The 13,672-nt window shown below is 71.2% G+C and carries 10 protein-coding genes and 1 riboswitch; of the genes, 5 read left to right on the top strand and 5 right to left on the bottom strand.

What is annotated here, in order from left to right:
• Positions 1-4: 4 nt before the first annotated feature.
• Positions 5-3,106, bottom strand: a complete 3,102-nt coding sequence (locus tag MF408_RS05075) for a DUF3427 domain-containing protein (protein ID WP_240250497.1) — start codon at positions 3,104-3,106, stop codon at positions 5-7.
• Positions 3,107-3,230: 124 nt separating this feature from the next.
• On the opposite strand from MF408_RS05075, the gene MF408_RS05070 reads away from it, so the two are divergent.
• The 3 genes from MF408_RS05070 (at position 3,231) to MF408_RS05060 (ending at position 5,837) form a co-directional block, all read left to right on the top strand.
• Complete coding sequence (locus MF408_RS05070) at positions 3,231-4,370, top strand: nuclease-related domain-containing protein (RefSeq protein ID WP_240250496.1); 1,140 nt, start codon at positions 3,231-3,233, stop codon at positions 4,368-4,370.
• Positions 4,371-4,434: 64 nt separating this feature from the next.
• Positions 4,435-4,743 carry a hypothetical protein gene (locus tag MF408_RS05065; RefSeq protein ID WP_240250495.1) on the top strand — a complete coding sequence of 103 codons (309 nt, stop codon included), beginning with the start codon at positions 4,435-4,437 and terminating at the stop codon, positions 4,741-4,743.
• 176 nt (positions 4,744-4,919) lie between these two features.
• Positions 4,920-5,837 carry a hypothetical protein gene (locus MF408_RS05060; RefSeq protein WP_240250494.1) on the top strand — a complete coding sequence of 306 codons (918 nt, stop codon included), beginning with the start codon at positions 4,920-4,922 and terminating at the stop codon, positions 5,835-5,837.
• Between the two features lie 501 nt (positions 5,838-6,338).
• On the opposite strand, the gene MF408_RS05055 is transcribed toward MF408_RS05060, so the two are convergent.
• Both MF408_RS05055 and MF408_RS05050 read right to left on the bottom strand, forming a co-directional pair.
• Positions 6,339-7,652 (bottom strand): DUF2510 domain-containing protein, encoded by a 1,314-nt coding sequence (locus MF408_RS05055; RefSeq protein WP_240250493.1) that lies wholly within the window; start codon positions 7,650-7,652, stop codon positions 6,339-6,341.
• 99 nt (positions 7,653-7,751) lie between these two features.
• The gene (locus MF408_RS05050) at positions 7,752-8,096 is read right to left on the bottom strand and encodes a hypothetical protein (RefSeq protein WP_240250492.1); all 345 of its coding nucleotides are present in this window, start codon (positions 8,094-8,096) and stop codon (positions 7,752-7,754) included.
• Between the two features lie 218 nt (positions 8,097-8,314).
• Between MF408_RS05050 and MF408_RS05045 the strand changes: the two genes are divergently transcribed.
• Positions 8,315-10,021 carry a hypothetical protein gene (locus tag MF408_RS05045; RefSeq protein WP_240250491.1) on the top strand — a complete coding sequence of 569 codons (1,707 nt, stop codon included), beginning with the start codon at positions 8,315-8,317 and terminating at the stop codon, positions 10,019-10,021.
• A gap of 9 nt (positions 10,022-10,030) precedes the next feature.
• On the opposite strand, the gene MF408_RS05040 is transcribed toward MF408_RS05045, so the two are convergent.
• Together MF408_RS05040 and MF408_RS05035 are read right to left on the bottom strand one after the other, a co-directional pair.
• Positions 10,031-11,023 carry a hypothetical protein gene (locus tag MF408_RS05040; RefSeq protein WP_240250490.1) on the bottom strand — a complete coding sequence of 331 codons (993 nt, stop codon included), beginning with the start codon at positions 11,021-11,023 and terminating at the stop codon, positions 10,031-10,033.
• A gap of 39 nt (positions 11,024-11,062) precedes the next feature.
• Positions 11,063-12,091, bottom strand: coding sequence for a hypothetical protein (locus MF408_RS05035; RefSeq protein ID WP_240250489.1), 1,029 nt, complete (start codon positions 12,089-12,091; stop codon positions 11,063-11,065).
• Positions 12,092-12,882: 791 nt separating this feature from the next.
• Between MF408_RS05035 and MF408_RS24985 the strand changes: the two genes are divergently transcribed.
• Positions 12,883-13,017, top strand: a complete 135-nt coding sequence (locus MF408_RS24985) for a hypothetical protein (RefSeq protein WP_275693356.1) — start codon at positions 12,883-12,885, stop codon at positions 13,015-13,017.
• Between the two features lie 444 nt (positions 13,018-13,461).
• A riboswitch (SAM riboswitch) is annotated at positions 13,462-13,572 on the top strand.
• Positions 13,573-13,672: the final 100 nt, after the last annotated feature.

Here is a 13,672-nt window from a genome sequence, read left to right as displayed (position 1 = left end):
ATGCCTACTGCGCCGCCACCGCCGCGGCGTTGTAGAAGTCGATCGGCATGGCGTGCTCGAGCTTCCACGTGATGGCGATCGGCCGCTCGCCTTGGTGGCTTACGTAGGTGGCCGGCCCGAGGAAGAGGTAAGGGGCGGTGCCGAAGTCGTCCTTCTTCGTCTCGCGGACGAACAGCAGGACGGTGCTCGTGCCGTTGAGGTAGCGGTGCCCGGTTGGTGAGGCGACGCTCGTGCCCGACTGCGACTCCCAGTGGAACAGGGTCGGGCTGATCGGGTAGTCGCGATACATCGTGGTCGGCGAGAACTCCTCCTCCGACTTCTTCAGGTTGACAAAGAAGGCGTCGACGTTGCGCTCGGGGACGTAGAGGACGCCCTCGCGGAACGAGTTCGGGCGGCGCTGGAGGGACGCGTAGCCGAGGGCGGCGAGCACCTCCTCGCGCTGATAGCGCGCATGGACACGCAGCGGGACGTCGAGGAGCGAGCCGGTCAGCTCGAGTGCCTGGTGGCGGGCGGCGTCGAAGGAGATGTCGATGACGCTGCGAAGTTCCTCGCGCGTCGCTCGCTCGTGGCGGAGGGCGGCGAGTCCTTCGTCGATCGTCGCGTGGCCTCCGCCGTCGGGCCAGAGCGAGAAGAAGAGCATCTGAGCCATTCGCTGCTCGAGCGGCGACATCTCCGAGTAGTGCGGGGCGTTGTCGTCGAGCACGCGGCTGTAGGCCTGGAGGCGCAGTCGGTCATCGATGTGCGCGAAGGCCCGAACCCGTCGGAGCAGCTTCTCCTCCAACGCGCTGCCGGGCGGGGTCGGCAGACGGGCGTCGCGGCGAGCGCGGGTCCACGAGTGGCTGCCGCGGCGGAGGATGTCGGCAAGCTCGATGCCGGACTCGTCGAGGAAGGTCGCCAGGTCGATGTCGCCGACAGTGCGCAGTTCGCCGACGATCTGGCTCCACCGCGTCGTGATCTGCGACCTGATGTTCTCCAGGATCGTCTGTTGCGACTGCCGGTCGAGGACGATCTGGCAGCCGGACGGCAGGAACGGGAAGCCATCCTCGATGTCCTTCGTCAAGCGCTTCTTGGTGTGGCCGGTGAGAGCACGCAGCTTCTGGTCCCACTTGAACTGGCGGTGCTGGTAGCCGACGAAGTCGAGCACCGTGAGAACGGCCTTGTCGCGCGTTCGGCGAAGCCCACGACCGAGTTGCTGCAGGAAGATCGTCGCGCTGTCGGTCGGCCTGAGCAGCAGGACAGTGTCGACCTCGGGAAGGTCCAGTCCCTCGTTGAACACGTCCGCGGAGAAGAGGATGTTCAACCGACGGGCACGTAGATCAGCCAGCGCCTGCTGTCGATCTGCTGGCGACGTCTCGCCGCTCACCGCGGCCGCCGGGATGCCGGCTTCGTTGAAGACCTCAGCCATGTAGCGGGCGTGCTGCACACCGACGCAGAACCCGAGCCCCCGCATGCTGCCGAGGTCCAGCACTTTGTCGCGCAACTCCCGCAGGATGATCTCGGCTCGTGCCCGATTGCCGGTGTAGAGATTCGACAGCTCGGTCTCGTCGTAGCGACCGCGTGACCACGTCAGGGCCGTCAGGTCGGTGTTGTCGGAGACCGCGAAGTAGTGGAACGGGCAGAGTAGGTCTGCCCCGAGTGCGTCCCACAAGCGGAGCTCGGCCGCAGTGCGCCCGTCGAAGAACTCCGCCCGGACATCGATCCCGTCGGCTCGTTCAGGTGTCGCCGTCAGTCCCAGAAGTTCCCGAGGCGCAAGGTGGTTGAGGAGCTGACGGTACGTCGCCGCCGCGGCGTGGTGGAACTCGTCGATGACGACGACCTCGAAGTGGTCCGGCGGCAGGTTCGCGACGCCGTACGACGTCAGCGACTGCACGCTCGCGAAGACATGCTGCCAGCGTTCCGGCCTCATATTGCCGAAGTACCGCTCTCCGAAGCTGCCGTCCGCCAGCACCTCCCGGTAGGTCCGTAGGGACTGGTCAAGAATCTCCCTGCGATGAGCAACGAAGAGGAGCGAGGGGCGGGCTCCAGCTTGCGCTTCGCACAGCCGTCGGTAGTCGAGCGCGGCAATGACGGTCTTGCCAGTGCCGGTGGCGGCGACAACGAGGTTGCGGTGCCGGTCGTGCACGACGCGTTCGGCCTCGATCGCCTCAAGCATCTCCGCCTGATAGGAGAACGGCCGCACTTCGAGACCCGACAGCGAGATCGTGACGTTGTCGTGCGTCTTCCGGCCGGCCGCCTCGGCGAGAGCATCGTCAAGCCGATCGCGATCCAGGTCGGGGTCATAGCGCTCGAAGCTGGAGTCACTCCAGTAGGAGTCGAACGTCGCCTCAAACTTCTGCAGCAGGGTGGGCGTCGACACGCGGGACAGCCGGACGTTCCACTCCACTCCATCGAGGAGCGCGGCGCGCGAGAGATTGGACGATCCGACGTATGCCGTGTCGAAGCCCGTGGCCCGACGGAACAGCCACGCCTTGGCGTGCAGCCGAGTGCGCTGTGCGTCGTACTGGATGCGCACCTCGGCGCCGAAGTCGCGGACCATGCGATCGAGGGCTCGACGTTCGGTCGATCCCAAGTAGGTGGTCGTGACGACTCGCAACGGGATTCCGGCCGCGCGCAACTCGGTCAACTCGGCCTCCAGCAGGCGGACGCCGTACCACTTGACGAAGGCGCAGAGCAGATCGACCGAGTCGGCAGAAGCCATCTCTGCCTTGAGCTCAGCTGCCAGATTCGGCTCGTCGCGGGCGTTGGTGAGGAGAGCCGGCTCGGACAGCGGCGTCCGTGGTCGGGTGTCGAAGCGCCGCGCGGCACCTAGGTCGACTGGTTCGAGCGCCGAGATCAGCTCACGACTGGGCGGGAGCACCGTCTCGGCGGGCTCCAACGCCGCCAGAACGTCGTTCACAGCGCGCAGCCGGGCGTCGGGGTCAGTGATCGACTCGAGGTGCCGTTGAACCACCGCGCCGACGTGACGAGCCAGGACGTGAGGCTCCTCTGCCGCATCCACGGCGCGGATCGTGGACTCGAGCGTCGTCGTGGCCAGCTGGCCGTGCAGTGCCTGCGTGACGAGTGATTCGTAGAGCCCTGGTTCCACGGCGAGGAGCTTGCCAGGCACGGCCGGCGCATACCCGGGTTATCGCGCGACTCCCGTTGTTCGCTTCGGTCGGCAGCGGCCGGTTTCGGCGAACGGGCGACCGACGGCGACCGCCGCACGTAACCTCCCGCGGGAGGTGGGAGCGGTGGCAGGGGAGTCAGCGAGCGAGGCTGCTCGTCGGATGCGGGAGAAGGCCGAGCGCTTGAGCCGCGCAGCCGCGCACTACGACAAGGGTGCGGAGGGCGAGCGCGCGACGGCCGCGGCGCTGGCGGCACTGCCGGCGGACTCGTGGACGGTGTTCCACGACCTCCGCTGGCCGGGGCGACGGTTCGCGAACGTCGACCACGTCGTCGTCGGTCCGCCGGGTGTGTTCGTCATCGACAGCAAGAACTGGTCGGGGCGGATCGACGTGCAGTACGACGCGCTCCGCCTGAACGGGCGGCGCCGCGAGCCGGCGGTCAACGGGGTGGCCGAGGCGGCGCTCGCGGTTGCGGGGCTCACGAGGGCGGTGCCACCGACGCAGGTCTTCCCTGTGCTCTGCTTTGCCCGCGAGGAGCCGGTCACCGGGTGGACGCGCGACGTGATGCTCTGCTCGCTGAGCAACGTCGTCCAGATGCTGACGACACGTCCTGCCGTCCTGGACGAGGCGAGCCGCCGGATGACGTGCCTCGAGCTCGATGCCGCGCTGCGGTCGGCGACGGCACCTGAGCCGAGGCGTCCGGTGAACGCTCGGCCGCGACGAGCAGCGACGCCGGCCGCGCGGCGTACGAAGAAGTCGTCCGGCCTCGCGCGCCTCCTCGCCGTTGTCGTCGGCGTCGCGGTCGCGTTGGCCGTGCTCGTCGTCCCGGCTTCGAAGATCCTCGGCGAGTTCGTCCAACAGATCGCCGCTTCTGAGGCGGACGCCGATCAGCCCGAACCGCGTCGCGACCTCGACCGGCGGTCCGTCCTCGGGCGGTGGAGCGGCGACTACACGTGCGGAGGCAACGTCGCTGCCGGCCGCCTGGTGATCCAGCCGGTGGAGGGCAGCCCGTCGAAGGTGCGCGCGGTGTTCGGCTTCGGGCCGTCGGCCGAGGATGCGGCCTTGGCGGAGGGGAGCTACCGGCTGACCGGGACGTATCGGGACGGCGTACTGACGCTGCGACCAGGGAAGTGGATCGAGCGACCGCCGGGGTACACGGCGATCGGGTTCGAGGCTGCCGTCGCGGCCGAGGATCCCGACGTGCTCACTGGCCGCATTCCGGAGTGCGCGGGGTTCGAGCTCACCCGGGAGCGCGGGAAGGGCTGACGCGACTCCACATGCTTCGTCGTGGGGCACCACGCCTGTCGCCCCCGCCTCCTAGGGTGGGCGCGTGTCCGACCACCGCCTGATCCTGCGCCACTTCGAGGGCTGGTTGGAGAAGCAGCAACGCGAGGTGGACACTGCGCTGGTCGGCAGGCTGCTCGACCTCCGCGGCACCTACGACGACCTCGAGCCCACCTACTGGCCGAGCGGTTCGGTCGAGGACCTGCTGCTGCGGCGCTGGTCGGCGAACGACCACGTCGCGCCTCCCGATCCGGAGGTCCTCGTGGCGGCGCTCGAGGCGTGGTTCAAGTTCCTCCGCAACACCGGGCGGATGTCGGCGCGCTCGGCCGAGGTCAAGGCGCTCGTGAAGGAGTAGTCGCCGCGCGGCGCCACAGATGGAGAAGGCACGCGACGACCCGGAGCACTACTCGCAGACGAGGACGCTGCTGGAGTTCGGGCGCTCGCAGGGCATCGACATCGACGACGCCCCCCGACACCGCGACGCTGCAAGCACGGCTCGAGGAGATCAACCGCCGCTGGAACGACCTGCCGGTGTTCGAGCGCCAGCGACTGCTGCCGTCGCCCGACTCGGAGGGTCTCTCGGAGCAGGATCGCCTCTACGCCGCCTACTACACCGACGACCCGGTCGTGGCGCTCATCAGCTCGATGGCAGGAGAGCTGCCGGACGAGCGATACTCGACGCCCCTCCAGGGCGTGGCCGACGACCTCGCGGCGTCGCCGTACCTCCGCACGCTGCTCGACTTCGCCACCTGGGCCCGCGACGGCGTGCCGCTCACAGCGACCGGCAACCTGAGGGTGGCGCCGGCGCGCGAGGCCTACGACGCGCTCGGGCTCGAGCAGTGGGCGCGCGACCTCGCCCGGTTGCAGTACGACATCGACCCACCGCTGCCGGGACCCGCCGCGATGGGCATGGAGGCCTGGATCGAGCAGCAGGTCGCTCGGGACCGGCCGACGCGGAGCGCCGGCGACAGCGTGGGCCTGGAGCGCCTCCTCGCAGGTGGCGGGGCTGCCGGCCTCCTCGTCGACGAAGGACGACGGATCGTGGGTCGGCCCGTCGAGGAAGAGCCCACCGCGAAGGGCTGGCGCGACCTCGGGATCCGGGCGGCCATCGGGGTCTTCGAGTGGCTGCGGGAGAGGGAGCTCTCCACCGCCATCGTCACCCAGGCGATCCTCCGGTCCCTGGTCCACGGCCGTCGCCCGGTCAGCCTCGAGGAGATGGACCGCTTCTGCCAAGCGTGGCTGACCCCGCCGGAAGATCGGAGGATGTCCGGCGCCGACGGCGCCCTGCGGCGCACCCACAGGAGAGGCAGGGTCAACGCAGCGCTCGGCCTCGTCGCCGACCTCGGCATCCTCGTCCTCGACCACGACTCGGTCAGGCTGACCGACGCGGGCGACGACTTCTTCTGGACCTGGTGGGACTTCCTGGAGGAGCAGGCGCCCAGGGCGTAGCCGCACGGGCTGTCAACCACACGGGCCCGATCGACGTCCAACGGGTGTTCACGAGGAGGACGCCATGACGACGATCATCTCGCGAGGTCGACGCCTCGCCGCACCGCTGGCACTCGGGCTCGCGCTGACCCTGGCGCCGGGCACGACCGCGGCCGCCGCAGCCACGCCATCAACAGCACCGGCCCCGGACTGCACGGCGACGTGGGGCTCGCTCATGAAACAGAGCGCCCAGCACTACTCCCGGCGACAGATCACCGACGTCCGGTCCGGCCGGCACGCCTGCTTCGACCGGCTCGTCATCGACCTCAACAGCGCCGGCAAGGACAAGCCGGGCTTCGGCGTGAGGTACGTCCGGCGCGTGGTCGCGGACGGCTCGGGCCAGCGGGTGCCGCTCCGCGGCGCCGCCCGACTGCAGGTCGTCGTCAACGCCTCCGTGCTCGACGAGGACCGCAGCTACACCTACCAGCCGGAGAAGTGGCGCGAGCTCGTCGACGTCGCGGGCTACGAGACGTTCCGCCAGGTCGCGTTCGCCAGCAGCTTCGAGGGGCAGACCATCATCGGGCTCGGGGTTCGGGCGCGGTTGCCGATGCGGGTGTTCCGGCTTCCTGGTGAGGACGGGGGCCATCGCGTGGTCGTCGACGTGGCGCACCGCTGGTAGGCGCGCGAGGCCGCCCCCACCTTCGTGTCGGAGGTACGCCGTACGGTCCCGCTCCCAGGACCAAGGATGGGCGGCATGGCGATCGGCGACGCGGAATGCTGGTCGCTTCGGTCACGACCGCCGACGGCAGTCAGCTCGCGCAGGCGACGCCGTCGCCGTCCGCATCGAGGTCGTAGGGGTCGGAGCCTGTCACCACGACGTACCCGGTGTAGGCCGGGCCGTCGCCCGAGCCGCCCTCGCAGTCGTAGTCGTAGGCGGGCGGGGAGGCACGGGTCGTAGCCGGCCGTGCAGTTGTGGGTCGGGGCCGGTCGCACGACGTTCGACACCACGATGGAGACGGAGGAGCCCGGCTTGGCGCGGGCGGCGCCCGCCGGTGTCTGCCGGAGGACGACGCCGTCCTTGCCGGAGGAGCGCTTCTCGGTGGTGACGTCGACCTTGAACCCGGCGTCGCGCAGGCGCGCCACGGCCGCGGCCTTCCGTCGTCCGACGACTCCAGGGACCTTGGGATAGGCCTTGGCGACGACGAGCACCACCGAGGTCCCGGTGAGGACGGACGCTCCGACCTCCGCGCTCTGCCGGAGCACGGTTCCGGGCGCCTTGCGCGAGTAGGCCTGCCGAACGTCGCCGACGTCGAGTCCGACAGCGGTCAGCCGTGCCTCGGCCTTCGCCCGGGTCAGGCCGACGAGGCGCGGCACGACCGACGTGGGCGGCTCTGTCTCGGTCTCCGTGGGAGTCGGTGCCGGCGTGGTGGAGGTCGGCGTCGACGAGGGCTCCTGGGTCGGCGAACCAGGGTCGGCGGCCGAGGCGTTCCCGGGCTGCTCCGGCTCCGGCGCCACCACCGACAGCACGGACCCCACCACGACGAGGCCGACGAGTCCGACGAACACGGCCAGGCCGGCGATCGCCCAGCCAGGGAGGCCGGACCGGCGGCGCCCCGTCTCGCCGGTGCGGCGGTCGCCCGGTCGGGGCGCGTACGTCGTCCACTGCGGACCGCCCCAGTCCGCGGGCCGTGGCGCGATGTGGGCGGTCCACCGGCGACCGTCCCAGTACCGCAGCTGGGCGGGGTTGTGGGGGTCGGCGTACCAGTCGGCGCGTGCGCCCGCGCCGGGCGTGGATGTCGAGTCGGCCATCACGTTCTCTCCCTGGATCGCGATCACGAATATCAGGGAGTCGAGGACCTCGTCCGAGAAACTCGATAAGTCAGCGGATCGGAGCCGGCTCCCGGATAATCCGCGGCTTCCGCATCCGTCGGACGATCACGCCTCCTCCGCGACGTGCCAGTCCCAGAGCCGCCGCAGCCGCTCCGCCGGCGACGCGGCGACCAGCCGCCCCGAGCTGTAGACCTTGCGCCACGCGAAGTCCGGGATGACGGCCTCGAGCTGGTCGACGCCGAGCGCGTGCTCGACCGGCACGGCCTCGACGAGCTCGACGTCGACGATCTTGGTGGTCGCGCCTCGTCGCGAACGGGTGGGGTCCCAGTGCGGGGCAGGGGCCGGGTGGCTGTGGATGGTGCCGCGGGCGACGATCCCGCGGCCGTGGGCGCCCTGCCGGTAGAGGAAGGCGTCGCCGCCGGGCTCGATGCCGTTGTGGTGGTGCGCCACGCCCCAGGTTGTCGCGACCGGGCGACCGTCCGAGCAGGGGGGCGACCACGGAGGCGTCCCACGCGGCGGGAGTCCAGACGTAGTCGTCGTCGCGGCCCGGGTTCCACGTCAGCAGGACGGCGTGCACGCGAGGCAGGTGCCCGCAGGGCAGCCGGTCAACCGCCCGCGTCGGCGCGGGGCGAGGACGAGAGCCCGGCACCGACGGCTACGTTGGTCCGGTGGCGAAGAACCGACGCAAGCCCCACCGCGCCCGCGAGCCCCGTCGGCCGACGATCGTGCGCCGGGAGCACGACGCCAGATCCGTCGCCGACGAGCTACCGCTGATCAAGGAGATCAAGCGTGCGCTGTACGCCGACCACCCGCTCGACCTGCTCGCCCTGGTCTCCGGGGTCGTCCACCTGGCGGAGCCGGCGCCGCTCGAGGAGCCGACGTACGACCTCGACGAGCTCGTCGCGTCGTTCGAGACCTTCGACGTGGCGGCCACGACCGCGGCGCTCCACGTGATCGCCGAGCTGACCGACGACGAAGCCCTCGCCACCCGGGTCCGGACCACGCTGCTGGAGCGCACCCAGCCGATGCCGGAATGGCTGCGGTCGCTCGGCGACACCAGGGTCGAGGGCGTGGTGTCGATCACCGAGCCGCTGCGCGACGGCGACAACTACCTGCTCGACGTCAGGTTCGCCGACGGGCAGCGGATGACCTACGTGGTCCTCGTCGACAACAACATGGGCGGCGTGGTCAAGGACGCTTTCCCGGCCGAGGAACCGCTCGAGTCGGTCACGGCGAAGTTCCGGATGCTCGACGAGGACGGGGACATGACGCATGCGGCGGTCGACCCCGCCGACGCCCGCGCGCTGCTCGAGCAGGCGCTGGAGCGGGGTGCGATCACGCTGGGCATGCCGGAGCAGGAGGCGTGGCCGGTCGGCCGGCCGCTCGTGCGGTGGCTGCTGCGCACGATGCCGCCCGGCGGCGCCGTGCCGGAGGTGAAGGACTGGACGGACGAGGAGTACGCCGAGATCGTCGACGCGTTCCTCGCCAGCCCCCACGGCGCGCCGTGGCGTGGTGACGGTGACGCCCGGTCCCTCGCCGAGTCGCTGGTGTGGTTCGGCTCCGCGACCGGCACCGGTGACCCGCTGCGCTGGAGCCCGGTGTCGGTGGAGGTGGCGCTCGCCGACTGGATCCCCCGCAAGGTGATCGAAGATCGGGCCGTGATGTCGCGGCTGCCCGAGGTCCTGCGCGGCTTCGTCCGCTACGCGCACGCGGAGCGCGGCGTGCCGTCGTACCGCACCGAGCCCACGATCGCCGCGATCGACCAGTGGGAGCCGGTGTACCTCGAGGCGCTGGGCGGCCCCGCGCGGGACGCGGCGACGGAGCTGGCGCAGCTGGCCATGGCGCACGTCGGAGGGCTCGACCTCGGACCCGAGGAGGAGCGGGCGGTGGGAGGCCCCGAGGCGCTCGCCGCGCTGACGACCGACCCGCTGCCCGACGAGGAATTCGACTGGTCCGGCGTCCCGGACGACCTGCGGCCGAAGGTCGGCGAGATCCTGGAGCTGTGCGATCGAGCCGCGGACGAGCTCTTCGACGTCGAGCACCGCACGGCGAACCGCCGGCTGCTCCGCGACCTGCTGGCCGCCGACGCGGCGTACTTCCGCGGCCGTGCGCAGGCCCGCACCCACGCCGCCGCGGTGGCCTGGTTGGTGGCGGCGGCCAACGACTCGATCAGCCAGTACGGACCGGTGACCGCCGGCGAGCTGCTCGAGGTGTTCGGGGTGACGTCGGTCGGCGACCGGGCGCGGCGGTTCGAGCGGATGCTGGGGATTCCGGGCGAGCGGATGTCCGGCGACCCGGTCGTTCTCGGGGACGCCGGCTACCTCGTCGCCGCCCGGCGGGCGGCGCTGATCAGGGCGCGGCTGCTGCGCGGATGAGGACGCGGCTCACTGCTCGTCCTCGGCGGTGAGGTTGGAGACCTTCGCGAGCTGCCGGTCCGGGTCCCAGTCGTCCCACGGCTCCATGTCCTCGGCGAACGGCGTGCGCCACGCCAGCGTGCCGAGGAGGGCGACGATGAACTGCGCCGTCGTCATGCCGTAGCGCCGCGCCCGCGCCTCCAGCTCCATGTGCAGCCCCGGCGGGAAGCCGTCGACCCAGAAGCCGAGCGTCTCGATCTGCTGGCCGACGGCGACGTCGCGCCAGTGGTCGAGGTCGACGTCGCGGTTGAGCGGGTTGTGCAGCAGCTCGTCGAGAGGTGGGTACGGCGTCACGAACAGCGCGGGGTCCTCCAGCAGCGCCCGCGCGATCGCCAGCGCCACCAGCTCGGGCCGGGCCAGGAGCTCGTCCTCGTAGACGTCGAGCGGCTTCGGCCAGTGGTGCTGCTTCTCCACCTGGTAGATGCTCGACACCATCCGCCGGACCTGTAGCTGCTGCTCGGGCGTGGCGAGGTCGTCCTCGGCGACCGGCTCGACCGACAACCGGCCGCCGGTGATCCGCAGCCCGACCAGCTCGTAGCGGTCGACGTCCGGGAGCCACCCCGGCGGCCCGACGAGCACCTCGTGCCCGCTCTCGGGACGGCCCACCGATCCGGAGCCGTCGAGCAGCGGGATCGACCGGAAGGCGGTGACGTTGAGGAGCGGCTGCACGCCGACGCCGAGCCACAGGTCCGTACGGCCGCCGGTGCGGGCCCGCACCCGATGGGTGAGCACGTTGTCGTCGAGCAGCGCCAGCACCTGGTCGACGGTGCCGTCCGGACGCTGCATGAGCACCGTCGACACGGCCACCGCGTCGAGCACCGACCCGTCGGTCACCCGCGCATCACGCAACACCTTCCGCGCCCGCGCGGCCAACCAGTCGGGATGCTGCGGGCCGTGCTCGGTCACCAGGTCGAGGACCGCGCGGTGGAGCCGGTCGGTCGTGATGTCGATGCTCGGGGTCATGCAGCGATGATCCGGCCATCTCTCGTTGCGCGCATCCGGTCATCCACAGGGGGCGGTCACCACTCCTCGAAGGAGACCACCGGCTCGCCGTCGACCAGGTCGACCGTCACGTCGACGTAGAGCGACGACTCCTCGGTCTCCGTGGTCCACTCGGGCGCGCCGAAGCCGTAGGACTCGTCGTACTCGTAGGTGGCGGTCGCCGTGCCCTCCTCGGTCGAGAGGTCGGCGGGGAAGGTGCCGTAGAAGCCGTCCCACGAGACCGACGGCATCGTGACGAGGGTCCAGGTGAGGTTCCGCTGCTCGTCGCCATAGGGGTAGATCTCCTGAGGGGCAGCCGGCGGGGGCGGCCTCCGTCGCGGCCATGCAGCCCTCGACCCACGCGGCCAGCTCGGCGTCGACGAGCTCCTCGAGCGCGGCGGACGGCTCGGGCTCGGGGATCTCGGCGTAGGTGCCTCCATAACCGGGCGTGACCGTCGTCGGCGCGTCGACGGGCGTCAACCACTCGCTGTCGCCGTATGGGTCGAAGGTGTAGGAGCCGGGCAGGGCCCACAGATCGACGTCGGTGCCGGCGCTCGCCTCGACCTCGACGCCGTTGACCTGCAGCGACGCACTGTCCTCCGGCACGGAGACGGTCACCTCGGTGGCGAGTCCGCCGTCGACCAGCTTCCAGTCCTCGAAGAACAGGCCGCTGCGGCCGTCGGACTCCAGGGTCAACGTGACGTCGTCGCCCTCCTCGACACCCTCGAGGTCGACCGTGACCAGCACGGTGTCGCCGAGCTCCTCGACCTGGGTGATCTCGTAGCCGGTGATCCGGTCGTCGGCAGCGCCGTAGACCTCGTCGGTCAGCAGCGCGTCCGCCGCCTCGTCGCCGTCCACCGGCGCCAGCTCGAGGGCCTCCGCCGCGGCGCCGTCGACCAGGGCGTCGAGGTAGGCCTCGGCCCGTTGCTCCGGGTCGAACATCGTCGACCCGACGACGCTGACCGCGACGAAGCCGACGAGACCGAGACCGCCCACGACGCCGACGCCGATCAGCGCCCGCTTCGCACGGGCCCGGTCGTCCGGCGTCATCGGGAGCCGTTGCACGGACGGAGCAGGCGGCGACGCGAGCTCGGCCGGTCCGCGGGCGAGCCGACGTGCGAGGGACTGCGGTAAGGCGCCGGCGAGCGCGGGAGCGACGTACCGCGAGAGCACCTCGACCGCCGCACCCCCACACGGCGAGCACCGGGATCAGCCAGTAGGCGCCGTGGAACGTGACGCCGGCGCTGGCGCCGAAGAACGCGCCCGAGACCCCGACCGTCGACAGCAGGCAGACGGCGAGCGCGGCGCCGGCGTAGGCGACCGGCAGCGCGACCCAGGACGCCGGCTGCGCCAGCAGGCCGCGATCGTGACCGCGCCGAAGGTGCCACGCGATCGAGGCGATCACGGTGAGGAGGACGGCGAGGAGCGGCAGCACGACCCCGGGAAACCAGCCCAGGTCCCACGCGAACGCGTGCTGTCCGAGCGTCGTGAGCGCACCGAGATGCCCCAGCGTGAACGCCCCGAACCCCACCGTCGGACCCCAGACCAGTGCGTAGAAGCCCGCTGCAAGGCTGCTCTCCACCCCGAACCACACCACCGCCACCGGGATCGCGACAACGACCCACAGCAGCACGTGCTGGACCACCAGGTGTGCAGCCCGGCGGCCGTCGGCCGGCAGCCAACGCGGCCAGAGCGATCCGTGGGCCGCGAACCGGCCGAGCACCGCCGCCACCCCTGCGAGCGAGAACGCGCCGAAGAACAGGCCGACGCTCGCGGCGTGCATCACCGCCCCGTCGTTGCGCATGGCCAGCACCCGGGTCGCGACCGTGACGACGACCGCGGTGACGAAGGCTCCCGAGACGGCGAGGATCACTCGCTCCGCGGCGCTCGGCGACGGCGCCGCCCTCTCGCTCCGCCTCGACAGCCAGAAGGCGGCGACGGCGAAGACGGCCGTCACGAACAGGGGAGGCGCGTAGAGCGAGATGCTGAACTCGTCGTCGCCGAGCTTGACGGGTCCGCCCAACGCCATGCCGGCGAGCTGGAACGGAATCCCGACGAGCGTGCCGATCGCCTCGATATCGATGCCCTCGGTCGGGTCGTCCTCGGTCGCGCCGCCGTCGGACTGCAGGGCCAGCGCGGCGACCAGCAGGACCGCGGTGCCGACCGCGGCCGCCAACGCCACGGCGTACGCCAGCAGCGGCTCGACGCAGGAGCGCAGGACCCGGCGGGCCGTCGGGATCGTCGTCATCGCCGGTCGGGTCGGCGGCGGGGGAGGAGCGGGCTGCGCCTCGGTCGTGCTCGGTTCTGGTGAATCCACGACGGGCAGCATGGCGGTCGCGGTCGACGGAATCAGCGAAACCGGTGATGTCTGCGCTCCGGTGAACGTGTTGTGTCGGAGCGTCCTCGTAGCCTTCTCGGCAGGTCATGAGTCCCAGCGCCAAGCCCCGGCTCGCTGGGCGGCAACCCGCCACCGTCGCGGGTGCCCCGGGCGACGACCTGCCGCGGCCGACCCGGCCGCGGAACGACGGACCGCGGGCTTGCCCGGGTCCACGAGGCCCGAGGAGGCGTAGATGAGCGGAATGTCCGAGGAGGAGCGGCGTCGGCGGGACGAGGCGGTGCGGTTCGGAGCGA

Source organism: Nocardioides sp. TF02-7, from assembly GCF_022437945.1.
Classification (GTDB): Bacteria; Actinomycetota; Actinomycetes; order Propionibacteriales; family Nocardioidaceae; genus Nocardioides.
Note: the sequence above shows the minus strand (reverse complement) of the source record. Positions and strands in the feature narration are given on the sequence as shown.

Coding starts and splice junctions, on each gene's coding strand:
- MF408_RS05040 (WP_240250490.1), bottom strand. CDS start 11,023: ATGACCCCGAGCATCGACATCACGACCGACCGGCTCCACCGCGCGGTC.
- MF408_RS05035 (WP_240250489.1), bottom strand. CDS start 12,091: ATGACGCCGGACGACCGGGCCCGTGCGAAGCGGGCGCTGATCGGCGTC.